Source organism: Mesorhizobium sp. Arg314 (genome assembly GCF_053714275.1).
This window is the reverse complement of record NZ_JBSKBP010000026.1, coordinates 31,878-55,087: the sequence shown is the minus strand read 5'-3', so window position 1 is coordinate 55,087 and position 23,210 is coordinate 31,878. Positions and strand designations below refer to the sequence as shown.

At 64.6% G+C, this 23,210-nt stretch carries 23 protein-coding genes and 1 pseudogene; 6 read left to right on the top strand and 18 right to left on the bottom strand.

Annotation, left to right across the window (positions count from 1 at the left end; translation table 11 throughout):
* On the bottom strand, positions 1 to 972 hold the full coding sequence (locus ACWGS9_RS23860; protein ID WP_454507558.1) for an AraC family transcriptional regulator: 972 nt from the start codon (positions 970 to 972) through the stop codon (positions 1 to 3).
* A gap of 171 nt (positions 973 to 1,143) precedes the next feature.
* Between ACWGS9_RS23860 and ACWGS9_RS23855 the strand changes: the two genes are divergently transcribed.
* Positions 1,144 to 2,358 (top strand): MFS transporter, encoded by a 1,215-nt coding sequence (locus ACWGS9_RS23855; protein ID WP_454507557.1) that lies wholly within the window; start codon positions 1,144 to 1,146, stop codon positions 2,356 to 2,358.
* Positions 2,359 to 2,458: 100 nt separating this feature from the next.
* On the opposite strand, the pseudogene ACWGS9_RS23850 reads toward ACWGS9_RS23855, so the two are convergent.
* A pseudogene (locus ACWGS9_RS23850) lies at positions 2,459 to 2,803 on the bottom strand (GFA family protein); the annotation flags it as partial.
* A gap of 174 nt (positions 2,804 to 2,977) precedes the next feature.
* Here ACWGS9_RS23850 and ACWGS9_RS23845 point away from each other — a divergent pair.
* Positions 2,978 to 4,273, top strand: a complete 1,296-nt coding sequence (locus ACWGS9_RS23845; protein ID WP_454507556.1) for an amidase — start codon at positions 2,978 to 2,980, stop codon at positions 4,271 to 4,273.
* An 83-nt stretch (positions 4,274 to 4,356) separates the two neighbouring features.
* Here ACWGS9_RS23845 and ACWGS9_RS23840 read toward each other — a convergent pair whose 3' ends face one another.
* From ACWGS9_RS23840 to ACWGS9_RS23825, 4 genes are all read right to left on the bottom strand, one after another.
* On the bottom strand, positions 4,357 to 5,337 hold the full coding sequence (locus ACWGS9_RS23840; RefSeq protein ID WP_454507555.1) for a hydroxyacid dehydrogenase: 981 nt from the start codon (positions 5,335 to 5,337) through the stop codon (positions 4,357 to 4,359).
* Positions 5,338 to 5,504: 167 nt separating this feature from the next.
* Positions 5,505 to 6,221 (bottom strand): FadR/GntR family transcriptional regulator, encoded by a 717-nt coding sequence (locus ACWGS9_RS23835; protein WP_320216915.1) that lies wholly within the window; start codon positions 6,219 to 6,221, stop codon positions 5,505 to 5,507.
* Between the two features lie 2 nt (positions 6,222 to 6,223).
* Positions 6,224 to 7,393: a mandelate racemase/muconate lactonizing enzyme family protein gene (locus ACWGS9_RS23830; RefSeq protein ID WP_454507554.1), complete on the bottom strand. Its 1,170-nt coding sequence runs from the start codon at positions 7,391 to 7,393 to the stop codon at positions 6,224 to 6,226.
* Positions 7,394 to 7,450: 57 nt separating this feature from the next.
* The gene (locus ACWGS9_RS23825) at positions 7,451 to 8,338 is read right to left on the bottom strand and encodes a sugar phosphate isomerase/epimerase family protein (RefSeq protein ID WP_454507553.1); all 888 of its coding nucleotides are present in this window, start codon (positions 8,336 to 8,338) and stop codon (positions 7,451 to 7,453) included.
* Between the two features lie 402 nt (positions 8,339 to 8,740).
* Between ACWGS9_RS23825 and ACWGS9_RS23820 the strand changes: the two genes are divergently transcribed.
* The 3 genes from ACWGS9_RS23820 to ACWGS9_RS23810 all read left to right on the top strand — a co-directional run bounded on the left by ACWGS9_RS23820 (position 8,741) and on the right by ACWGS9_RS23810 (position 12,206).
* Positions 8,741 to 9,796 (top strand): sugar phosphate isomerase/epimerase family protein, encoded by a 1,056-nt coding sequence (locus tag ACWGS9_RS23820; protein ID WP_454507552.1) that lies wholly within the window; start codon positions 8,741 to 8,743, stop codon positions 9,794 to 9,796.
* Between the two features lie 146 nt (positions 9,797 to 9,942).
* Positions 9,943 to 11,130 carry a Gfo/Idh/MocA family protein gene (locus ACWGS9_RS23815; protein ID WP_454507551.1) on the top strand — a complete coding sequence of 396 codons (1,188 nt, stop codon included), beginning with the start codon at positions 9,943 to 9,945 and terminating at the stop codon, positions 11,128 to 11,130.
* Positions 11,131 to 11,354: 224 nt separating this feature from the next.
* The gene (locus ACWGS9_RS23810; protein WP_454507550.1) at positions 11,355 to 12,206 is read left to right on the top strand and encodes a sugar phosphate isomerase/epimerase family protein; all 852 of its coding nucleotides are present in this window, start codon (positions 11,355 to 11,357) and stop codon (positions 12,204 to 12,206) included.
* A gap of 228 nt (positions 12,207 to 12,434) precedes the next feature.
* Here ACWGS9_RS23810 and phnE (ACWGS9_RS23805) read toward each other — a convergent pair whose 3' ends face one another.
* The 9 genes from phnE (ACWGS9_RS23805) to ACWGS9_RS23765 all read right to left on the bottom strand — a co-directional run bounded on the left by phnE (ACWGS9_RS23805) (position 12,435) and on the right by ACWGS9_RS23765 (position 20,730).
* Complete coding sequence (gene phnE / locus ACWGS9_RS23805; protein WP_454507549.1) at positions 12,435 to 13,799, bottom strand: phosphonate ABC transporter, permease protein PhnE; 1,365 nt, start codon at positions 13,797 to 13,799, stop codon at positions 12,435 to 12,437.
* Position 13,800: 1 nt separating this feature from the next.
* Entirely contained in the window at positions 13,801 to 14,760 is a 960-nt protein-coding gene (gene phnE / locus ACWGS9_RS23800) for a phosphonate ABC transporter, permease protein PhnE (RefSeq protein ID WP_454507548.1), read from the bottom strand.
* 114 nt (positions 14,761 to 14,874) lie between these two features.
* Positions 14,875 to 15,783: a phosphonate ABC transporter substrate-binding protein gene (phnD, locus tag ACWGS9_RS23795; RefSeq protein ID WP_224518348.1), complete on the bottom strand. Its 909-nt coding sequence runs from the start codon at positions 15,781 to 15,783 to the stop codon at positions 14,875 to 14,877.
* 140 nt (positions 15,784 to 15,923) lie between these two features.
* Positions 15,924 to 16,781, bottom strand: a complete 858-nt coding sequence (phnC, locus tag ACWGS9_RS23790; RefSeq protein WP_454507547.1) for a phosphonate ABC transporter ATP-binding protein — start codon at positions 16,779 to 16,781, stop codon at positions 15,924 to 15,926.
* A 177-nt stretch (positions 16,782 to 16,958) separates the two neighbouring features.
* On the bottom strand, positions 16,959 to 17,669 hold the full coding sequence (locus tag ACWGS9_RS23785; protein ID WP_454507546.1) for a DUF1868 domain-containing protein: 711 nt from the start codon (positions 17,667 to 17,669) through the stop codon (positions 16,959 to 16,961).
* A 67-nt stretch (positions 17,670 to 17,736) separates the two neighbouring features.
* On the bottom strand, positions 17,737 to 18,351 hold the full coding sequence (locus tag ACWGS9_RS23780) for a DapH/DapD/GlmU-related protein (RefSeq protein WP_454507545.1): 615 nt from the start codon (positions 18,349 to 18,351) through the stop codon (positions 17,737 to 17,739).
* Positions 18,348 to 19,055, bottom strand: a complete 708-nt coding sequence (phnL, locus tag ACWGS9_RS23775) for a phosphonate C-P lyase system protein PhnL (RefSeq protein WP_454507544.1) — start codon at positions 19,053 to 19,055, stop codon at positions 18,348 to 18,350. The genes ACWGS9_RS23780 and phnL overlap by 4 nt, the downstream gene beginning before the upstream one ends.
* 2 nt (positions 19,056 to 19,057) lie before the next feature.
* The gene (phnK, locus tag ACWGS9_RS23770; RefSeq protein ID WP_454507543.1) at positions 19,058 to 19,834 is read right to left on the bottom strand and encodes a phosphonate C-P lyase system protein PhnK; all 777 of its coding nucleotides are present in this window, start codon (positions 19,832 to 19,834) and stop codon (positions 19,058 to 19,060) included.
* Positions 19,831 to 20,730 carry an alpha-D-ribose 1-methylphosphonate 5-phosphate C-P-lyase PhnJ gene (locus ACWGS9_RS23765; RefSeq protein WP_454507542.1) on the bottom strand — a complete coding sequence of 300 codons (900 nt, stop codon included), beginning with the start codon at positions 20,728 to 20,730 and terminating at the stop codon, positions 19,831 to 19,833. The genes phnK and ACWGS9_RS23765 overlap by 4 nt, the downstream gene beginning before the upstream one ends.
* A 59-nt stretch (positions 20,731 to 20,789) precedes the next feature.
* On the opposite strand from ACWGS9_RS23765, the gene ACWGS9_RS23760 reads away from it, so the two are divergent.
* Positions 20,790 to 20,981: a hypothetical protein gene (locus tag ACWGS9_RS23760; protein ID WP_454507541.1), complete on the top strand. Its 192-nt coding sequence runs from the start codon at positions 20,790 to 20,792 to the stop codon at positions 20,979 to 20,981.
* A 2-nt stretch (positions 20,982 to 20,983) separates the two neighbouring features.
* Here the strand turns inward: ACWGS9_RS23760 and ACWGS9_RS23755 are convergent, their stop codons facing one another.
* Genes ACWGS9_RS23755 through phnG form a run of 3 tightly spaced genes read right to left on the bottom strand, consistent with a single transcriptional unit; the run spans position 20,984 to position 23,173 of the window.
* The gene (locus tag ACWGS9_RS23755; RefSeq protein ID WP_454507540.1) at positions 20,984 to 22,099 is read right to left on the bottom strand and encodes a carbon-phosphorus lyase complex subunit; all 1,116 of its coding nucleotides are present in this window, start codon (positions 22,097 to 22,099) and stop codon (positions 20,984 to 20,986) included.
* A 1-nt stretch (position 22,100) separates the two neighbouring features.
* A complete protein-coding gene (gene phnH / locus ACWGS9_RS23750; RefSeq protein WP_454507539.1) occupies positions 22,101 to 22,712 on the bottom strand; it encodes a phosphonate C-P lyase system protein PhnH in 612 nt (203 codons plus the stop codon).
* Entirely contained in the window at positions 22,712 to 23,173 is a 462-nt protein-coding gene (phnG, locus tag ACWGS9_RS23745; protein WP_454507538.1) for a phosphonate C-P lyase system protein PhnG, read from the bottom strand. The genes phnH and phnG overlap by 1 nt, the downstream gene beginning before the upstream one ends.
* Between the last annotated feature and the right edge of the window lie 37 nt (positions 23,174 to 23,210).

Below are 23,210 nucleotides of genomic sequence, written 5' to 3'. Positions count from 1 at the left end.
TCAGGATTGCTCCTCGGCACCAGCGGCGTTGCGGAAATGGCTCGGTGCCACGTTCATCACCCGCTTGAAGGCGCGGCTGAAGGAGGCTTCCGAATCGTAACCCAATCTCGATGCCGCCACCGAAACCCGCATGCCGTCGCGGGTAAGCCATTGCCGCGCCTGATGCATGCGCACGCGCAGCACATATTTAGCCGGCGTCTCGCCTACCACGGTGGCGAAGCGCTGCGCAAAGGCGGAGCGCGAGGCGCCCATCATCCTGGCCAGCGCCTCGACCGTCCAGTCGCGCTCCGGCTGCAGGTGAATGGCGGCGAGCACCTTGCCGATATCCGGATTGCGCACGGCGGCGATCCATCCGGTGGCGTCACCGCAGCCATTTTCCACCCAGGAGCGGATGATGGTGGCGGCGAGCACGTCGGCCAGGCGCGCGAGGATGCCGCCGGAGCCGACACGGTCCATCGTCACCTCGCCGGCCATCGCGTCGAGCAGATGCTGGATGCCGGGCGCATTCGCCATGAGCTTACGCGCCTGCATCAGGTCGGGCATCATCTCCAGCAGCGGATGCGAGCCGTCGAGGTTGAAATGCATCGAGCCGCAAAACAGCAGGGTCTTGCAGCCGTCGCAGCCATTGGAGACGTCGTAGATGTTCTCGCACACAGGCTCGATGGTGTAGCGGCCGATCGGCACGGGCGGCACGCCGGGCGCGCTCGCCAGCACATGCTCGTCGCCGCGCGGGATCAGCAGCGCGTCGCCAACGGAGAGTTGGGTCCATTCCTTCGCCGGCGTAAACAGCCAGCAGCCTTGCTGTCCAATGAAATGGAACCGCGCCGCCTTCTGCGCGGGAAAGGAAACAGCCCAGGGTTCCCCCAGCACGCAGCGGCCGTAATCGACGCCATCGAGGCGCAAGCCGCGCAGCATATCAGTCAGCGGGTCGCCGGAAGCCTGTAGAATTGTTTTGGACGAATTGTAATTCATTTCGGCGTTTCTAGCATGGAAACTCCAGTCCGTCACTCCCTATGTTGCATTGCAGCCAAATGTTGCGCCGCAACCAGATCGAACCGACCGAGCCGCCCGCCAGGCATGTAACGGGTGGAGCCCGAGCTGGTCATCCCTAGGTGGCGCCATAGACAGATCGGAGAATTTGCCATGACCGAACCCGCAACGGGCGCCATCGACGCCGCCGTTCTCGACAGAACCGAACCGGAGGAACGAACAGAGCCGGCGTGGGGCGCGGTGGTGTCGCTGGCGCTCGGCGTTTTCGGCCTGGTAACCGCCGAATTCCTGCCTGCCAGCCTGCTAACGCGACTGGCGCAGGACCTCGGCGTCAGCGAGGGCGCCGCCGGCCAGGCGGTGACGGCGACGGCCGTGGTCGGCGCGATCGCCGCACCGACCATGGCGATCATCACCAAGCGGCTCGACCGCCGGCTGGTGATGTGGATACTCTCCGTGCTCCTGATCGCCTCCAACCTCGTCGCCGCCTTCGCGTCCTCGCTCACCATGCTGCTTCTCGCCCGCGTCGTGCTGGGCGTCGCGCTTGGCGGTTTCTGGTCGATGTCGGCCGCCATGGCGCTGCGGCTTGTGCCGATGCGGCTGATGCCGCGCGCCATGTCGATCATCCTGACCGGCGTCTCGGTCGCCACCGTCACCGCTGCGCCCGTCGGCGCCTATGTCGGCGATATCTGGGGCTGGCGCACCGCCTTCATGATCGCGGCGGTCGTCGGCGCGCTGGCGCTGCTGGTGCAGCTCGCCACGCTTCCCAGCCTGCCGCCAGCCGGTGTGGCAAGCTTCCGCACACTGGTCGAGGTGCTGAAGCGGCCGATGATCCGCGTCGCCCTGCTTGTGGTGCTGCTGGTTGCGTCCGGACAGTTTGCCGGCTTCACCTATGTGCGACCATTCCTGGAGACAGTCCCAGTGATGCCGATCGAGACCATCTCGCTGGTGCTGCTCGCCTATGGCATCGGCGGCTTCTTCGGCAATTTCGCCGGCGCGTTCCTGGCCGAGCGCAATCTCAAGATGGCCGTCGGCCTGGCGCCGCTGCTGATCGCCTTGTCGGCGCTGGCGCTGCTTGTGCTTGGCGCCTCACCGATAACCGCGGCGGTCGCCGTCACCGCCTGGGGCTTTGCCTTCGGCGCCGTGCCGGTCGGCCTGCAGACCTGGCTGGTGCGCGCCGCGCCCGACCAGGCCGAGAGCGCCGGCGGCCTGATGGTCGCGACCTTCCAGGTGGCGATCGCGCTCGGCGCCATCGTAGGCGGCCTCCTGGTCGATCATGCCGGTGTCGCCACCGCCTTCGCCTACAGCGGCGTGGCGACCTTGCTCGCGGCGCTGGTGGCTTTCGCCATGGGACCGAGGCAGGCTGAGTAGGCAAATCCGGTCGCCCTTTCAAGCATCGGCCCGGCGGCTCTCAGGCGCGCTGGGCCGATGTCGTCGTGATGGCCGACACGACTTGCTGTCTGCGGCTACAGGCGGAGCGTCCGTCGAACTCGAAGACTTCGATGGTCGTGAGGTCGACGCCGTCCAGGCAGTTGATATTGATATAGGCCGACCGTTCGTTGCCCTGGCCGACATCTTCGGCAAACGGATGCATGCCGCAGGTCCGGCAGAAGCGATGCGCGATCGAGCCTTTGCCGAAGGTGTAGCGGCCGAGGTCGTCGCCCCAGGCGACCAGATTGAGCTTCTCATGCTGCACGGCCCATAACAGCGCGCCCTTGCGTGAGCAGATCGAGCAGTTGCAACGCACCGCGCCGCCAATCTCACCCTTGACCTCGAACGCCACCTTGCCGCAGTGGCAGCTGCCTTTGTACAGCATCAGCAACTTCCTATCGCTGGCAGGATGCAAAAGCACGCCTGCCGGTTTATCTCTCGGCGCCGGCTTAGCCACCCCAAAGTCTTCGTTTCTGAGCAATTCCGGACGGAAAACCGCTCCACACTTTTCCTGGAATTGCATTAAAGACGTTGCATCCTTGCGGAGTCCGACATCGACATGCAATCCATCCGCGACCGTCTCGAAATCATCCTGTCACGTCTTGCCAATCGCGCCGCCGACGAGAAGGTCTACACCAAGCTCTATACCGAGGCCGCGCGGGCCGCCGCCGCCGCGTCCGATGCCCGCCGGAAAGCCGGTGTGAGCCTGGGGCCGCTCGACGGCTCGATCGTCTCGATCAAGGATCTGTTCGACGTCGCCGGCGAGCCGACGGCGGCCGGGTCGCTGATCCACGCCGGCGGCGCACCGGCGACGCGGGACGCAATAATCGTGCAAAGGTTGCGACAGGCGGGCGCCGTCATCCTCGGCAAGACCAACATGACCGAGTTCGCCTTCACCTCGATCGGCGACAATCCGCATTACGGCACGCCGGGCAATGTGGTTGATGCCAGCCTGATCCCGGGCGGCTCGTCATCGGGAGCGGGCGTTGCGGTCGGCGAGGGCACAAGCGACATCTCGATCGGTTCGGACACCGGCGGCTCGGTGCGCATCCCGGCCTCGCTCAACGGTGTCGTCGGCTTCAAGCCGACGGCGGGACGCGTGCCTTTAACGGGTGCCTTCCCGCTGTCGATGACGCTGGATTCGATCGGTCCGCTTGCCCGCAGCGTTGCCGATTGCGCGACCGCCGATGCGGTCATGGCCGGAGAAGATCCGGCTGCTCTTCAGCCGGCCTCGCTCGCCGGTCTGCGCATCGGCATTCCACGCGGCGTGCTGTTCGGCGAGATGCAAGCCGAGGTCACCGGAGCTTTCGAGGGCTGCATCGACAGGATCGGGCAGGCCGGCGCCCGCGCCACCGATTTGTCGATCGACGATCTCATCGCCGAGATGCGCGCGGCAACCAGGCGCGGTACCATCGCATCCATGGAAGGTGCCGAGGTTCATGCCGATTGGCTGGCGACCGGCGCGCCCGTGCCGGTCGACCCACATGTCACCGGGCCATTGTCGCGCGCGCTGGCCGTTCCCGCCTCAGCCTATATCCGCACGATCCGCCGTCGTGGAGAACTCGTGGCCGCCATGGCGGAACGGCTGGAGACGATCGATGTGCTGGCACTGCCGACCGTGCCGATGGTCGCGCCGTCGATTGCCGCCACGGCCGGCGACGAAGCACTGCGCGACAAGACGGAAGGGCTGCTCTTGCGCAACACGCAGGTCGCCAATCAGTTCGGCCTTTGCGCGATCTCGCTACCGATGCCCGGCACGAAGCTGCCGGCTGGATTGATGCTGGTGGGCAGGCATGGGCTTGATCGTCGTTTGCTAGCGATTGCCGCCGCGGTGGAGGCATTGCTTTGCCGTTAACTGCGCACGCCATCAGGATGCAGATCGGGAAACGCTGTCCCGCCGGAATCTCAGGTCTGCACCGTCGCGATGGTCGCCTGGAGCTAATCGTCGGCCGGAAAGCGTCGCCGGTAATGCTCGATGACTTCCGCATTGCGCAAGTTGACCGGCAGCTTGCCGGCCAGCACCAGCAACGCCTCGCTCGCCGCGCCGACGCCCATGCGCATCATCGATTCCTCGGTGATGCCGGCCATATGCGGGGTGACGATGACATTGTCGAAGCCGAAATAGGGATGGTTCGACGGCAGCGGCTGCGTGGCAAAGACGTCCAGGGCGGCGCCGCCGATACGGCCCCTCCGCAACGCATCTATCAGCGCCTCATCGTCGACCACCGGGCCGCGCGAGACATTGATCAGCAGCGCGTTGGGCTTCATGCGGGCGATGCGCTCGCGGCTAATCAGGCCGCGCGTTTCCTCCGTCAGCGGGCAGCAGAGCACGATGATGTCGCTCTGCTCGACCAGCGCGTCGATCGACAGGAAGCCGACGCGCTCGGGCGCCGGGCGCAGGCTGCGCGTGGTCGCCACGACATTGAGGTCGAAGCCATGGGCGGCGATATGGCCGACGGCCTGGCCGACCGCGCCGAGGCCGACAATGCCGATCGTCTTGCCGGCAAGCTCGCTGGTCGAATTGGCATGCTCGCGCCCGGTAAGCCAGCCCTTGGCGCGCAGGTCGCGGTCCATGATGCGGAAGCGCCGCGAGAGCGCGAGTGCCGCGAACATTACATGCTCGGCGACCGAGCGGGCATTGACCGCAGGCACGTTGGCGACCAGCACGCCGGCGGCGGTCGCGGCTTCGACCGGGATCATGTCCAGTCCGGCACCGTGCCGGATCGCCGCGCGCAGGCTCGCAGCGCCCGCGAACAGCTCCGGCGGCAGCGGCGCGCGCACGATGACGATGTCGGCGTCCCGGGCCTCGGCGGTCAGCGTGTTGGGATCGAGCGCCGAAGCGATTGCAAGCCGCCCGGCGCCGGCCAGCATGGCCGTGGCGCGAGGGTGCAGTTGGTGCGTGGACAGAATCTTGCGCATGAGCCCCGTATGTCTTAGCCGCATTTCCGCGACGCCAGGCGACCCCGCCTGGCTGCGAAATGCCCCCAAGCGCGTCGCGCTGAAAGGGTTCAGGCGGCCCGCTTAGTCTCCTTGTTTTTTGCGCATGTCGTTTTCCCAAAACCGCTACGCACTTTTGGACGAAATGCTCAGGCCTTTTCGAGCGCCGCGCCTTTCGGCTCCATTCCGCGGCCTTCGATGATCCCCTTCCAATAGCTCTCGGCGCCCTGCAAGTGGGCATTCATCAACGCCTGGGCGAGATTGCCGTCGCGGCGCAGCAGCGCCTCGTAGATCTGGATGTGCTCGGCATGCGAGCGCACGCTGCGTTCGGGGTCGTTGAAATAGATCGGCAGGCGCTGCTCGCCCATCAGGTAATAGACGCTGCAGATGTTGTGAAAGACGCTGTTCTTGGTCGCGCGCACGATCTCGAGGTGGAACTCGCGGTCCTCCTTGGCGAGACCTTCGCCGGCGGCGATGCGCTCTTCCGAAGCCTTCAGGATCTCGCGCAGCCGTTCGAAATTCTCTTCCGTAGCGCGCGAGCAGGCAAGCTCGGCCGCCTTGATCTCGTGGATCTTGCGCAGCTCGACGGTTTCGTAGATCTGCACCGGATCGAGCGGCAGGCCGGCGCGTGCGAACAGGGCCAGCGCCTCGACGCTCGCCTGCTTGGTGTCGATATAGATGCCGGATTTGGCGCGCCGCTCGACGATGCGCATGGCCTCGAGGATGGCAAGCGCTTCGCGGATCTGGCCGCGGCTGACGCCGAAATGCTCCGCCAGCTCGCGCTCCGACGGCGTGCGGCCGGACTCCTTGTCCGAGTTGGAGAAGAGATAGGCGGCAAGTTCCGCGAGAAGGTTTTTTTCTTTCATCGTCAAATACGTTGCGCGTGCGCCTCCAGGAATCGCTCGGAGATGGTGAATCCCAATCCAGGCTTTTCAGGGATCGCTATCATACCGTTCTTCGCTTCGACAGTCTCCTCGACAAGGTCGTGGATCATCGGATTGGCGCCGAGCGAGTATTCGATGATGAAGCTGGCGGGCGAGGCGGCACACACATGCAGCCCGGCAAAGAAGCAAGGCGCGCCAGCCCATAAATGCGGCGCGAAGCGCAGGTTGAAGGCGCTGGCGATGGTGCCGATCTTCATCGCCTCGCTGATGCCGCCGCAGAAGGCCGGATCCGGCTGGAAGATGTCGGCCGATTTCAGCACCGCCAGATCGCGGAAGGCGTAGCGCGTCGCCTCGCTTTCGCCGGTGGCGATCGGCGTCGAGCCCGAGGCGCGCACTTCGGCCATGCCCGATTTGTCGTCGGCGATCACCGGTTCCTCAAACCAGGCAAGGTCGAGATCGGCGGTGAGTTTGATGAAGCGCTTGGCCTCGGCGACGGTGTAGGTGCCGTGCGCGTCGACCATCAGTTCGACATCCGGCCCGATCGCCTGCCTTGCGGCACGCACGCGCGCGGCCGAAACATGCGGGGCGCCGTCCATGGCGCCGACGCGCATCTTCAGCGCTTTGAAGCCGCCTTTGGCGATGTACGATTTCAACTGCTCGCCAATGGCCTCAGTGGAGGCCCAGCCGCCCGAGGCATAGGCCTGCATGCGCTCGACCTTGCGGCCGCCGAGCAGCCGCCACACCGGCTGCCCGAGCGATTTGCCAAGAATGTCCCAGAGCGCGATGTCGATGGCGCTGATCGCCGCCACGCTCATGCCGCGTCGCGCCAACCGCGGCATGGCATGGCCGGCATGCGCCGCCGTCTCATGCCGCACGCCGTTATAGAGCATTTCCCAGATGATGCCGATGTCGGCCGGATCGCGGCCGATGAGCCGCGGGCCGATCTCGTGGTTGAGCATATGGACGAGCGCGCCATAGCTGCCGGCGCTGCCGGCGGCGTTCTTGCCTTCGCCCCAACCGACCAGGCCGTCGTCGGTCTCGATCCGCAGAATGGCGGCGTCGAACGTCGTCACCTGACCGAAGTCGCTGCGATGCTGCTTTGCGACTTCGATCGGGATACGAACCCACCAGGCCTGGACGCTTTTGATGCGCATGTTTTCCCTTCGCCCCCTCCGCCTGTCAGGCGGAAGGGGTAAGCTTCGATCGGAGGTCTACTTGATCAGCGGCAGCAGCGTTTCGGCGGTGATGCGCATCTGGTCGGTGTAGAATTTCTCCGTGAGCACGCTGGAGCCGTGGTCCTGGATGAATTTGAGCTGCTCGGGCGAGATGTCGACCGGATTACGCTCGACCATCTCCGGATAGGGCGCGGCCGGCGTGCGATCGACGGGCGCGACGAACTCGTTGGTCAGCGCGCCGTCATAGCCGACGTCCTTCAGCGTGCGCACGATCTTCGGCCAGTCGATCTGGCCAAGGCCGGCGGCGAAGCGGTTGTTGTCGGCAACATGGAAGTCGAACAGGCGCTTTCCGACCTGGCGGATCGCGTCATAGACGTTAAATTCCTCCATGTGGATGTGATAGGCGTCGAGGCAGACGCCGCAGTCAGGGCTCACCGCATCGGCGAGCGCGAGCGCCTGGGCGCCGCGGTTGAAGAGGTAGGTCTCGAAGCGATTGAGCGGCTCGACGGCGATCCTGACGCCGACCTTCTTGGCATGGGTAAAGCACTCACGCGTGGCGTCGACCACCCAGCCCCATTCCTCCGCCTCGGTCCCGTCCGGCACAACCTTGCCGACGGTCGCGGGCACCAGCGTGATGATCTCGCCATCGAGTTCGCTGACCATGGTGAGCACGTCCTTGACGTATTTGACCGAGCGCTCGCGCTGGCCCTGGTCCCTGGCGGCGAGGTTGCGTTGGCCGAGCATCAGCGTCACCGAACCCCAGCAGCGGATGCCGTGCTCCTTCAGGAGCGCACGCGTCTCCCTGGTCTTGTACTGCTCGGGCTCGCCGGAGATCTCGATCGATTCATAGCCGAATTTCTTGATGCGCTTGAGCGTCACCTCCAGCGGCTCCGCCCGCATCCAATTGTGCGTCGAAAGATGCATGGTCTATCCTTCCCAGAATTCGCCTGTCACATTTACCCCGCGATGCCTGCGGTTGGGGCAGCCGCACGATTCCTCCCTCGAGGCGTTGCCAGCATTTTCTTCAAAACTGGTTCGACCAATTGGGCCTTCCATGACCTCTACAGCAAATTTTCATGCGCGGCAAGAAGTGGGCATGGGAGGCCCGACTGTCTGGCCAATACTATGATTTTATAAGGTAATTTCTGACGTTTGACCGCGAGTGTCCCGCTTCTTCGAGGTTTTCGGGTGCTTGACCGAACTATGGGATTTGGTAATACCAGAATGGCATAGCATTTTGATGCCGCTAGAATTGACCAAACAGGCTGGCCCTCACTCCAATCGGCGCTATGCTTTGGTCGGGAAAACAAAAGAGGAAGGATGCCGATGCCGACGACGATGAAGGGCCCCGGCCTGTTTCTAGCGCAGTTCGCGGGCGACGCGGCGCCGTTCAATTCGCTGGCTTCGATAACCAAATGGGCGGCCGGCCTCGGCTACAAGGGCGTGCAGATCCCGACCTGGGACGGACGCCTGTTCGACCTCAAGAAAGCGGCGTCGTCGAAGGCCTATTGCGACGAGGTGAAGGGCATCTGTGCCGACGCCGGTGTCGAGATCACCGAACTGTCGACGCATCTGCAGGGGCAACTGGTGGCGGTGCATCCCGCCTATGACGCGCAGATGGATGGCTTCGCGCCGCCATCGGTGCACAACAATCCCAAGGCGCGGCAGAAATGGGCTGTCGAACAGATGAAGTTCGGCGCCAAGGCATCGCGCAATCTTGGGCTCAACGCTTCGGTGTCGTTCACCGGCTCGCTGGCTTTCCCTTACCTCTATCCCTTCCCGCAGCGGCCAGCCGGCCTCATCGAGGAGGCCTTTGGCGAACTCGGCAAACGATGGAAGCCGATCCTCGATGTCTATGAGGACAATGGCGTCGACGTCGGCTACGAGATTCACCCCTCCGAGGATGTGTTCGACGGCGCGACCTTCGAGATGTTCCTCGACGCGGTCGGCGGCCACAGGCGCTGCAACATCAACTACGACCCGTCGCATTTCCTGCTGCAGCAGCTCGATTATCTCGAGTTCATCGACATCTACCACGAGCGGATCAAGGCGTTTCACGTCAAGGACGCCGAGTTCAACCCGACCGGACGGCAAGGCGTCTATTCCGGCTACCAGGGCTGGGTGAACCGGGCAGGCCGTTTCCGTTCGCTGGGCGACGGACAGGTCGATTTCAGCGGCATCTTCTCCAAGCTGACCCAGTACAATTACGATTCCTGGGCGGTGCTGGAGTGGGAATGCTGCCTGAAACATCCCGAGGACGGCGCCGCCGAAGGCGCACCTTTCATCCAGCACCACATCATCCGGGTGACGGAGAGGGCCTTCGACGATTTCGCCAGCGGCACGAGCGACAAAAAGCTGCTGCGCGCCATGATGGGGATTTGACCTACGAACTCCCGTTGAGGAGGTTCGACCACAGGTCCGGGTGGGGTTGAATCACAAGTCGCAGCAGACTCCTATACCCCCAACCCCGACGCTGCGCGTCGCCCCCAACAAGGGGAGGGTGAGGAGCCAAAGAGAGAGGACAAAAAATGGTCGGCGCATCGAAGTCGGAAGCGGGAGGCGGCCCGATCCGCTACGGCATGGTCGGTGGCGGGCAGGGCGCCTTCATCGGCGCGGTGCATCGCATTGCGGCGCGCATGGACAATGACTTCGTGCTGGTGGCCGGCGCGCTGTCGTCGGACCCGGCGCGGGCGAAGGCCTCGGCCGAGGAACTCGGGCTCGATCCCGCGCGCAGCTACGGCTCCTATGCCGAGATGGCAAAGGCAGAAGCCAAGCGGCCCGACGGCATCGAGGCGGTGGCGATCGTCACGCCCAACAACGTGCATGTGCCGGCGGCCAAAGCCTTCCTCGAGGCCGGCATCCATGTCATCTGCGACAAGCCGCTGGCGACCTCGCTGGCGGAGGCGAAGAAGCTTGCCGCCCTTGTCGAGAAGACCGGCAAGGTCTTCGTGCTCACCCACAACTACACCGCCTATCCGATGATCCGGCAGGCGCGCGAGATGGTGGCCAAGGGCCAGCTCGGCGACATCCGCATCGTGCAATCGGAATATCCGCAGGACTGGCTGACCGAGGATCTCACCGCCACCGGACAGAAGCAGGCATCGTGGCGCTCCGATCCCAAGCAGGCCGGCGCCGGCGGCGCGCTGGGCGACATCGGCACGCATGCCTATAACCTTGCCCGCTTCGTGTCGGGGCTGGAGCTGGATACGCTGTCGGCCGATCTCGACGCCTTCGTTCCGGGCCGCCAGCTCGACGACAATGTCAACGTCATGCTGCGCTTCAAGCCGGTCGGCAAGGCGCATCCGGCCAAGGGCATGATCTGGGCCAGCCAGGTGGCGCCCGGCCATGAGAACGGACTGAAGCTGCGCGTCTACGGCTCCAAGGGTGGGCTGGAATGGGTGCAGGCCGACCCCAACTATCTCTGGTACACGCCGTTCGGTCAGCCGAAGCAGCTTTTGACGCGTGCCGGCGCCGGCGCGATGCCGGTGGCGGCGCGCGTCAGCCGCGTGCCGTCCGGCCATCCGGAGGGCTATCTCGAAGGTTTTGCCAACATCTACCAGGAAGCGGCGCGGGCTATCCGCGCGGCGCGCAAAAAGGGCGGCAAGCCGGCTAAGGACGTGGTGTTTCCGACCATTGCCGACGGCGTCGAAGGCATGGCCTTCATCGAGGCCTGCGTGAAGTCGTCGAAGAAGAATGGGGCGTGGACCAAATTGTAGGTCGCGTCGGCCGGCGAGCGGGAGGCCCCCTCACCCGGATTGCCAGCCGAATTGCGAAGAGCAATTCGGGGCAATCCGACCTCTCCCCAAGGGGAGAGGATGGCGCCGACGTTGGTGCTCGTCTCTTCTCCCCTTGGGGAGAAGGTGGACGCGAAGCGGCCGGATGAGGGGGAGTGTGGCCCGCTAGCGCAAGCGGTTGGCCGCCAAGCTGGGGAGGAGTGTCGATGAAAATCGGCATGTGCATGTTCTTGTGGACGACCAGCGTCTCGAAGAAGCACGAGGCGCTGCTGAAGGACATCAGGGCGACCGGTTTCGACGGCGTCGAGATACCGGTCTTTGTCGGGACACCGGACGACTACAGGAAGCTCGGCGAAATGCTCGACCGTATCGGCCTGGAGCGCACCGCGGTTTCGGCCATGGGCGATCCGGCGATGAACCTGATTTCGCCGGATGCAACAACGCGCAAGGCCGGCGTCGACTATATGAAATGGGCGATCGACTGCAGCGCCGCGCTCGGCGCGGACAGGCTGAGCGGTCCGCTGCATTCGACGCTCGGCGCCTTTTCCGGCAGCGGCCCGACGGCGGCCGAGAAGAAGCGTTCGGTCGCCTCGCAACGCGCCATCGGCGACCATGCCGGCAAGAAGGGCGTGACCATTGGGCTGGAAGCGCTCAACCGCTTCGAATGCTATCTGGTCAACACCATGGCCGACCTGTCGGAGCATATCGACGCGATCGACCGGCCGCATATCAAGGCGATGTACGATACCTTCCATGCCAATATCGAGGAAGCCGATCCGATCGGCGCCTATACAAACAACTGCCGAAATGTCGTGCATATCCACATTTCGGAGAATGACCGCGGCGTGCCGGGACGCGGCAACATTCCCTGGAAGGAGACCTTCGCGGCGATCCGTCAGAGCGGCTATGACGACTGGCTGACCATCGAGTCGTTTGGGCGCTCGCTGAGGGATTTGGCGGCGGCGACCAAGGTGTGGCGCGATTTTGCCGAGAGCCCGGAAGCGGTCTATCGGGACGGGTACAGGCATATCAGGAATGGGTGGAGGAAGGCGGCTTAGACGCGCCTTCCAGCGAGCGTCGGCGTTCCTTCACACCCCCCTCTGTCCTGCCGGACATCTCCCCCGCAAGGGGGGAGATCAGCGCTCGAGGCGCACCGCTCGTCCTGCGACGTTGGAAATTGGCGAAGGTCGAGATGACGGCCAATCTCCCCCCTTGCGGGGGAGATGTCCGGCAGGACAGAGGGGGGTGCTGTCCCGCCGACCTCTCGCAAGAAGGCAGCTGTCCAACTACCCCTGCGCAGCCTGCAGCCTGTTGTAATCGTGCAGCGTGCGGCTGAGCCGGCGGCGCAGGAAGTTTGAGATGTTGTCGAAGATGAAGACGACGAGCAGCGTCAGCAGCACCATGTAGAAGACGTTGGCCCAGTTCGAATTGGTGCGCATCGCTTCCCACAGCTTCAGGCCGATGCCGCCGGCGCCGACGGCGCCGATGATGGTGGCGCCGCGGGTATTCGATTCCCACTGGTAGAGCGTCTGGCTGATGAAGATCGGCACCACTTCCGGCAGCACGCCGTAGCGCTGCACCAGCAGGCCGTTGGCGCCGGTCGAGAGGACGCCTTCGCGCGGCTTGTCGTCGATGTTTTCCAGCGCCTCGGAGTAGGTTTTGCCGAGCGTGCCGATCTCGGTGAAGAAGATCGCGGCACTGCCGGCCAGCGGTCCAGGGCCGAAGGCGCGGGTGAAGAACAGCGCCCAGATCAGCATGTCGACCGAGCGCATGAAATCGAAGAAGCGTTTCAGCACCTGGCTGAGCAGGCCGCTCGGCGTGATGTTGCGGGCGGCGAAGAAGGCGAGCGGGAAGGCGACGATGCCGCCGAGCAATGTGCCCAGGAACGCCATGACGATGGTCTGCAACAGCTTCGTCCAGACGTCGCCATGCTGCCACTGCGCATTGTTCCAGATGTTGTCGGCGGCTAAAGCGAGGTTCGAGGTGCCGGGCTGAAGCTCAGGCCCGGAGACGATCAGCGAGATCACCTCGCCGGCCGACTTGCCGAAAAAGGGCGAGCGGGTGTCGAAGACGAAATTCGCCCAGCCGAGGAAGCGCTTGCGCACCTTGACCCGGTCCACGGTGACGCGCACCTCGCCGGCAAAGCCCATCTTGGCGACGATTTCGTCGTCATGGACGGTCACCCAGTCGGGTACCGGACCAGTCACCACCGGCCTGCCGCCGGTCAGCGATATCGGCACGGTCACGCCATTGGCCGTAATCGTCGCCCTGGCCTTGTCGAAGGTGACGGATTTTGCGTCGCCGTCGATCTGAACTGTGAAAGTGCCATCGGGGTTCTTGATCACCCAGTCGGGATTGGGGTTTTCGCCCAGGGCCGAGAAGCGCGGATATTTCGGCGTGATCTGCGGCTGGTCGAGACGGAATTCCGGTTGCAAGTCATAGCTGATCCACTGCGACAGGAAGAGCGGCAGGCGCTCCCAATGCGACTCGCGCAGCACCTGCGGCAGGCTGAAGAACCACATGGCGTAGATGAGGTACAAAATGGTGCCGGCGACCAGGAACAGCGGCCAGAAGCGCTTGTAGGCCGGGCGCTGAAACACCTGCGGGAAGCGTTCCTCTATCGCCCGTACTTCGTCAGCATTCATAGTCATGTCAGGCGGCTCCCAACAGGAAAGCCTGCTCGCCGACCAGCTTGCGCCGCAGCCACGCGGAGAACTGGTCGATGAGGAAGATGGTCGTGAACAGAAGCAGCACCAGCGCCAGCGTTTTGGCGCCGAAACCGCGCGAGATGGACAGCTTCAACTCCTCGCCGATGCCGCCGCCGCCGACGGCGCCGATGATGGTCGAAGCGCGTACGTTGATCTCCACGCGAAGCAGCGTGTAGGACATGAAATTGGGGAGCACCTGCGGCAAGTCGGCGAAGCGCACGCGCTCGAACCAGTTGGCGCCGACGGCCCGCAGCCCTTCCTCGGCCCGCATATCGATGTTCTCGTTGATCTCATAGAACAGCTTGCCCAGCGCGCCGATCGAATGCAGGCCGATGGCGATGATGGCGGCTATCGGGCCGGTCGAGACGATTGCCGCGAACAGGCCGGCAATGACGATCTCGGGGAAGGCGCGCAGCAGTTCCATAAAGCGCTTGACGACGAGCCTCAGGGTCGGGTGCGGTGTCAGATTGCGCGCGGCGATGAAGGAGAAGGGTACGGCGAAGACGAAGCCGATGAAGGTCGAGACCAGCGCAACGTTGACGGTGGTCAGCATGAGCTCGAAATATTCGGGGATATAGAAGCCGCCCCAGACATGGACACGGCCGAGCGGGAAGTTGAATTCCTGCGTGCCCTTGTCGTTCGGCGAGGCAATATCGAACAGCGCGCGCCAGACGTCGTTCCAGTCCTTCGGGACCAACCAGCTCAGGAAATCGAGGAGATGCGGCAGGCGCTCGAAGAAGTGGCCGGCATTGGCTTCGTCGGCGAACCACATGCTGGCGACCATGGCTGCGAGCAGCAGGCCGACGCCGAGCACCGTGTAGAGCCGGCGCAGCGATGTCTGGCGCTGCCAGGCCTCCGCCTGCTGGCGGGTGGCGTCGGAATGGATTGTCGCTGATGCTGTCATGATCGGAACATGCAAAAAGGGCGGTGCGGCCATCCAAAGTGCTAAAGCGTAGTTTGTGCGTCCAAGTGGACGCACGTCGCTTTGGAGGCACACCGCCCTTTCTGATCTTGTCTTTTAGCCGCCGATAGCAGCTTTGCGGGCTTCGACGATAACGCTGTAGAAGTCCGGCTTCACGGGCACATAGCCGGTAAAATCGCCGCCTTCGACGCCTTCGAAGCAGGCCTTGTCCTTGGCCGGCAGAGCGGTAAAGAAGGCGGTCAGCTTGGCGGTCATGTCGTCGCCGAGCGCGGTGCGAACGACCAGCGGGCCGTTCGGGATCAGGCCCGAGCGCCAGACTTCGACGAAGTCGTTGGGGTCGACGGCGCCCTTGGCGACTTCCTTGTGGAAAGTGCCCGAGGTGTAGCCGTTCTTGAAGTCGCCGATGCCCGAGGAATCATCCACCGCCACGTCAACCTTGCCGTCGCGGACGGCCAGCACGTTGTTCTCATGGCCGCCGTTGAACTGGGTCGAGGCGAAGTAGGTCTCGTTGGAAGCGCCGGTGTCCTTCGGAATCTGGGTCAGCGGGATCAGGTAACCCGAGGTCGAGTCCGGATCGGCGTAGCCGAGCTTCTTGCCCTTGGCCGACTTGATGTCGGTGATGCCGGAAGTCTTGAGCGCGAGGCCGATCGAATAGTAGCCGGTGGAGCCGTCGGTCTGCTTGGTGGTGAGGATCGGGGTGACAGCCTTCGGATCCTTGAGATAGACGCTGGCATAACCCGATGCGCCGAGCTCGGCGAAGTCGAGCGTGCCGCCGAGCAGGCCCTGGATGACGCCGTCATAGTCGGCGGCCGGGAACAGCGAAACCTTCTCGAAGCCGAATTCCGACTTCAGGTGGTCGGCGAGGCACTGGTAGTTGCGCAGGCGGTCGGTCTCGTTCTCACCGCCGAGGATGCCGACGCGGAATTCCTTGATGTCGGCGGCGTGCGCGGCGCTTGCCGCCATGGCGAGCAGCGAAACCGCCCCAAAAACCATCTTCCTGAACATTTTGATCTCTCTCCTGTTGTTCCGGCTGCGCGCCGGCGGCGTTCTGATTTTTCAAGTCTTGCCTTTGACGCTGGCGGGCGATCCGGGTTGCTCTGCTGACTTCCACGATTTGCCCGGACCGCCTGGGGCCGGGGGTGGGTTCAGTAGCCAGGGAATGCTGGCTCGAGCGGTCCGGCGGATGCGGTGATCTTCGGCTTGATGGTGACGCTGGTCGACGTGATGGCCTCGGAGATCTCGGCGCCGCTGGCATCGGCGCCATAGACCGTGCGCACGGCGTCGCGGTCGAGGTCGTCCGGACCGCCGTCGAAGACGACCTTGCCGGCGGCCATGCCGATGATGCGGGTGCAATAGGCGCGGGCGGTGTCCAGCGTGTGCAGGTTGGTGACGACGGTGATGCCTTCGCGCAGGTTGATGTCGCGCAGCGAGTCCATCACCACCTTGGCATTGAGCGGGTCGAGCGAGGCGATCGGCTCGTCGGCCAGAAGCACCTTCGGCTGCTGCATCATGGCGCGGGCGATCGCGACACGCTGCTGCTGGCCGCCGGACAGCGTGCCGGCCGGCTGCAGCGCGGTGCGTGCGATGTCGAGGCGTTCGAGCGCGGCCACCGCTTCGGCACATTCGGTGCGGGTGAACATGCCGAGCAGATTGGACATCGTGGAGCGATGGTTGAGGCGGCCAAGCAGGACGTTGGTCAAAACGTCGAGGCGCGGCACGAGGTTGAACTGCTGAAAGATCATGGCGCAGTCGCGCTGCCAGCGACGCAGCGGCGAACCCTGCAGGCTGGAGACCTCGGCGCCGTCAAAAAAAATCGACCCCTTGCTGGGATCGATGAGACGATTGATCATGCGCAGAAGCGTCGACTTGCCGGCGCCCGAGCGGCCGATGATGCCGACCATCTGGCCGCGCGGGATCGAGACGTTGATGTCGCTGACGGCAGTGTTCTTGCCAAATCGTCGGGTTACGCCGCGGATTTCCAGCGTGGCCGATGATGCTGACATACCAAAGCTCCAGTCCGTCGCGGTTTTGAAGGTCTGTTAACCTTCGCTATCGCAGGCCGATGAAGCTGGGGTGTCGGATTGATGTCAGTTTTGTTACGTCCCACAGGCTGGATTTCTCGTTGATGGATGTCGTCATCCCAAAACCGCTGCGCATTTTTTGGGCGACATGCATCGGTATCATTCAAGCACGAGCAATTCCTCGAAATGCTTCATGTCCTTGAAACTGCAAAAGGCCGGGAGCCTGAGCTCGATCACCGGAGCCTCGCGCTCGAGGAACGACAGGCTGTCGTCGAACAATGCCTGCCACGCTGCGGCCCGCTCGTCGGCGAGACGGCGGACCTGATAGGCAAAGGTAATATGGAAGACGTATGCGTCGTGGTCAGGGTCGCGGTAGCCGAACGGCCCTGAAAGGGCGTCGCGCCAAGCTTTCAGGATCTGGCGGTCCTGTTCGGAAGCGCCGGCGACGGTCAGGCCGGTCGGCACGACTTCGACAATTTTGATCTTGAATGCGCCTCGGCCCTCGAAGCCTTGCAGGCGCTCGAGGTAGAGCCGGGTCATGTCGTCGATGCCGGTGTCGAGCGGCACGTCTGAAGGCCAGTAGGGAAGACGACGCCGGTATTCGATGATGCCCTGGAAGAGCGTCATGTGCAGGCTGGGGATCGGCGTGAAGGCGAGGCGATCCGCGTCGGGCATGGCGAGCATCCGCTCGCGCACTTCGATGACGGCGGCTTGCGAAGGGGAGCCGTCGACCAGGTGGCAGACAACGGTGTTGCCGGGCTCGAGGAGGAAGTTGCCTGACGTGTCATAGCGCGTGCCGAGATGCGTCGGCGGCGTCGGATTGGAGCCTTCGAAGAAGGCGGCGAGCGAGGATCTGACTGTGTCGAGCATGGCGATCTCCTTGGGGGAAACCGCCTCCTGTCCGAGTCATGTGTCAAGGGTATGAACGCAAGCCCTGTCAGCCGCCGTGCTTTTCGAGAAATGCTTCGGCCTCCAATTCACGAAAATCGTCGAGCGCGGAGCGGAGCCTTGCATGGTCCCAATCCCACCAGGCGAGCGCCTGGTAGCGCTCGGCGGTGCGGCGGTCGAAGCGCTCGCGGATCGGCTTGGCCGGCACGCCGCCGACGATGGTGTAGGGCGCGACGTCCTTCGACACCACCGCGCCCGCGCCGACCGCGGCGCCGTCGCCGACCGTCACGCCGGGCAGGATGGTCGAGCCGTGGCCGAGCCAGGTGTCGTGGCCGATCGTGACGCGCTTGGCGCGGCGCTCAGCGAAAAACTCGCTCTCATGCTCGGCATCGTCCCAATAGTCGGAGGCGCGGTAGGTGAAGTGGTGCAGCGTCGGCCGCCAGGTCGGATGGTTGGTGGCGTTGATGCGCACGCTTGCCGCGATGTTGGAGAACTTGCCAATAGTCGCGCACCAGACGGCGCAATCCTGCATCATGTAGGAATAGTCGCCGAGCTCGCATTCGGCGACACGGCTGCGCTCGGCGATTTCGGTCCAGCGGCCGAGCGTCGAGTTTTCGACCTGCGCCGTCGGATGGATCAGCGGCGTCTCCGAAAGCCTCATCATGCGGCTACCTTGCCCGCCGCGAAGGCGGTGACGTCGATGACGCGATCGGCGACCGCGTCACGCACATCGAGATCATGGAAGATGCCGAGCAGGGCAACGCCCGCCGCCTTCTTGCCGGCGATGAGTTCGACCACGACATCGCGGTTCTTCGCGTCAAGCGAAGCGGTCGGCTCGTCGAGCAGCAGGATCGGATGCTCGGTGATGAAGCCGCGCGCGATGTTGACCCGCTGTTGTTCGCCGCCGGAGAAGGTCGCCGGCGGCAGGGCCCAGAGCTTTTCCGGCAGGTTGAGCTGCGCCAATAAGGAACGAGCCTTGGCCCGCGCGATTTCCCTGTCCTCGCCGCGCTCGACCAGAGGCTCGGCGACGACATCCAGGGCCGAGACGCGCGGCACGGTGCGCAGGAACTGGCTGACATAGCCGATGGTGTGGCGGCGCGCGGAGAGCACCGTGCGAGGGCTGGCGGAAGCAAGGTCGATCAGGCCGCCCGCGTGCTGGACGATGATCTGGCCTTCGTCGACGGCATAGTTGCCGTAGAGCATCTTCAGGATCGAGCTCTTTCCCGCGCCGGACGGGCCGCCGAGCACCGCGCATTCGCCAGCGCGGATCGAGAAGGAGACGCCCGCCACCACCGGCAGCGTGACGCCTTCGCGCAGATGCATGGTGAAGCTCTTTGCGACGTCTGAAACGACAAGAGGCGTAGCCATGATCACACCTGCAGGATCGAAGAAACGAGGAGTTGGGTGTACGGCGCGCGCGGATCGTCAAGGACGCGGTCGGTGAGGCCGCTTTCGACGACGCGGCCGTCCTTCATCACCATCATGCGCTGCGACAGGAGCCGTGCCACGGCGAGGTCGTGGGTGACGACGATCGCGGCGAGGCCGAGATCGGTGACCAGCCCGCGCAACAGGTCGAGCAGGCGCGCCTGCACCGAGACATCGAGGCCGCCGGTCGGCTCGTCCATGAACACCAGACGCGGACCTGTCACCAGGTTGCGGGCGATCTGCAGGCGCTGGCGCATGCCTCCGGAAAAGGCGCGCGGCTCGTCGTCGATCCGGTCCACGTCGATCTCGACGCGCGACAGCCAGTCGATGGCGGTGGCGCGGATCTTGCCGTAATGGCGGTCGCCGACCGCCATCAGACGCTCGCCGACATTGGCACCGGCCGATACGGTCATGCGCAGCCCGTCGGCCGGGTTCTGGTGGACAAAGCCCCAATCGGTGCGCATCAGGAAGCGACGCTCGGCCTCGCTCATCCGGTAGAGCTCACGCCACTGGCCATCGCGCATGCGGTAGCTGGCCGTGCCGGAGGATGGCAGCAGCCTGGTCGACAGACAATTGAGCAGCGTCGTCTTGCCGGAGCCGGACTCGCCGACCACTGCCAGCACCTCGCCCGGCCAGAGGTCGAAGGAGATGTTCTCGCAGCCGACGCGCGAGCCGAAGAATTTGGAAAGTGCTGCGACGCGCAGCAGCGGTTCGTCGGTCATTCGGCCGGCTCCGTTTTCTCAGAGGCAAGATTGGTCTCGGGGGCAAGGTGACCGTGATGGCCGTCGGCGCGCCGCTTCTCGCAGTGGTCGGTGTCGGAGCAGACGAACATGTGGCCGCCATGGTCATCGAGGATGACCTCGTCGAGATAGACATTCTCGGCGCCGCAGAGCGCGCAGGGCTGGTCGAAGGTCTGCACCTCGAACGGATGATCCTCGAAATCGAGGCTGACGACGTCGGTGAAAGGCGGCACCGCATAGATGCGCTTCTCGCGGCCGGCGCCGAACAGCTGCAGGGCCGGCGAGCGGTGCATCTTCGGATTGTCGAATTTGGGCGTCGGCGAAGGGTCCATCACATAGCGGCCCTCGACCTTGACCGGATAGGCATAGGTGGTGGCAATGCGGCCGTGCTTGGCGATGTCCTCGTAGAGCTTCACATGCATGAGGCCGTATTCCTCCAGCGCATGCATTTTTCGAGTCTCGGTCTCGCGCGGCTCGAGGAAGCGCAGCGGCTCGGGGATCGGCACCTGGAAGACCAGCACCTGGCCGGCCGTGAGCGGCTGTTCCGGAATGCGGTGGCGGGTCTGGATGATCGTTGCCTTCGCCGTCTCCGTGGTGACGGCGACCTTGGCGACCTTCTTGAAGAAGGCGCGGATCGAGACGGCGTTGGTGGTGTCGTCGGCGCCCTGGTCGATGACCTTGAGCACATCGTCCGGACCGATGATAGAGGCGGTGACCTGGACGCCGCCGGTGCCCCAGCCATAGGGCATCGGCATTTCGCGCGAGGCGAAGGGCACCTGGTAGCCGGGAATGGCGATGCCTTTGAGGATGGCGCGGCGGATCATCCGCTTGGTCTGCTCATCGAGATAGGCGAAGTTGTAGGTGGCGATGTCGGTCATGGCGATCACGTCCGCTCCGTGCTATGGAAATGGCGTCCAGGACGCGGGAGAAGAGCCTGATGGACTCCACCGGTTGGATGCATCTCGGTGTGCTGCTGCTGGTCTTCGCCGTCATTACGGCCTTTGCGCTGCGGAAGATGTTTCTCCCCGCGCCAAAGGAAAGTGCGAGCGGTGAGACTATTGCTGGAAGCAAAGGGTTCAACGAGGCACATAACGGCCACTACAGCGCTGGTGGCGGCGGGAGCGACTGAAGTCATTCCGCAGCCTCCCGCTTTTCCTCAGCCGCCTTGTCCTCGTTTTCCCGCGCGTCGTATTCGGCGCGCATGCGGCGGACCAGGCCGAGCTCGGCCTGGAAGTCGACATAATGCGGCAACTTCAGATGCTCGACGAAGCCGGTCGCCTGCACATTGTCGGAATGCGAGATGACGAATTCCTCGTCCTGCGCGGCGGCGACGACGTCCTCGCCGAGCTCGCCGGCGCGTAGCGCCCGGTCGCACAGCGCCATGGCCATGGCCTTGCGTTCGCTCTGGCCGAAGACAAGGCCGTAGCCGCGGGTGAACTGCGGCGGCGCCTTGGCCGAGCCCTTGAACTGGTTGACCATCTGGCATTCGGTGACGCGGATCGAGCCGAGCGGCACGGCGAAAGGCAGTTCCGGCACGTCCAGCTCCAGCTCGACCTCGCCGATGCGGATCTCGCCGACAAAGGGGTGATTGCGAGCGTAGCCGCGCTGCGTCGAATAGCCGAGCGCCAGCAGGAAACCCTCGTCGCCGCGCGACAGCGCCTGCAGGCGGATGTCGCGCGGCATCGGGAACTGCAACGGCTCGCGCGTGATGTCGCCGGGCACATGGTCCAGCGGCATGTCGCCGTCGGCCTCGATCAGTCCTTCATGGGCGAGGATCGCGGAGACGCGCGGCATGGCCTCGGCCTCGGCCGAACGCTGCGCGGGCGTTTCGACTTCGGCGCCGGCGGCGAGCTCCGGATCGAGCAGGCGGTGGGTATAATCGAAGGTCGGGCCAAGCATCTGGCCGCCGGGCAGGTCCTTGTAGGTGGCCGACACGCGCCGCTCGGCCTGCATGGCGCCGGTATCGACCGGATTGGTGTAGCCGAAGCGCGGCAGCGTGGTGCGATAGGCGCGCACCAGGAAGATCGCCTCGATCATGTCGCCGCGCGCCTGGACGACGGCTAAAGCCGCAAGCTCGCGATCATAGAGCGAGCCTTCGCTCATCACCCGGTCGACGCCGAGCGCCAGCTGCTCGACGATCTGGTCGAGGCGCAGCGCCGGCACCGAGCGGTCGCCGCGGCGGCGATCGGCCAGCAGACGATGGGCGTTGGCAATAGCTGCCTCGCCGCCTTTTACCGCGACATACATGTCATGCCTCCATGGTCTTGGTGCGGGTGGTGCGCGGCAGGCAGGCAAGGCTGCCGGGCGCCGCCAGGATGATGTCGACGCCGCGCGGGAACCGCTGGTTGTTCTGCTTCCACTGCTCGACGAAATGGCGCGGCATGCCTGTCGGCGCGATCATTGCCGTCTTTTCGATGCCGGGGCCTTCGAGCAGCAGCGTTGGACCGGAACCGAGATCGCTGGTGAGCAGGATCAGCGTCGTCGAGCGGTCGGGATACTCCTGCGTGCCTTGCGAGAAACCGTCGAGTGCTGCCATCTCCTTCGGATTGGCGATCAAGGCGAAATGCGCATCGGCCGGCGTGTTGGCCAAAGGCGCGCCGGTGTGAAAGCCGAGCCAGGCCTTGACCGAGGCTTGGGCCTGCAACGGCGGATCGAGCCAGATCGGCGTGTCGTTGTCGCAGAGCGCCAGCGCCACGGCGCCCGCTGTCGCTGACAACGGTGCCGGCGGATGCGCGAGTTGCGGCATGGCCTGGACCGTTCCGGGGCGCGCCATCGCGTCCATGATGGCGCGGAACACGGCCTGGGCATCGAAGACCGGTTCGGCGAAACCGCCGTCGATCGATTGCGTGGCGATATTCATCAATCCTCTCCGCGCACCATGGTGAAGAAATCCACTTTCGTTGCCGCCGTCTCGACGCGCTGCGTCTCGCGCGCTGCATCGAGCGCCGCCCGCAGAGGCGCGACCAGCATCGTCTCGACCGCCTCGCGATGGGTTCGGTCCTGCCACAGCGCGTCGGCGATCGCCGCGAGCTTTGCCTTGCCCTTGTCACGGCCGAGCGCATAGGAATGGCCGACCTGCCCGGATGGCAGCCGCACTGTGGCGCGGGTGACCGTCGCCTCGCCGACATTGAAGGGCGCGCCGCCGCCGCCGATCCGCCCGCGCACCGTCACCAGTCCGGTTTCGGGGCCGCGCAAAAGCTCCGCCTCGGAAGGCAGGCCGGACTCGTTCCACAGACGAGCGATGTCATCGGCCGCAGCATGTGCCAGCGTCGCCATCAAGGCCTTTCGCCCGGCCTGCTCGCGCGCTTCCTGTCCTCGCATGGCATCGCTCCTTGCATCCAAAATTTGTCTATTGATA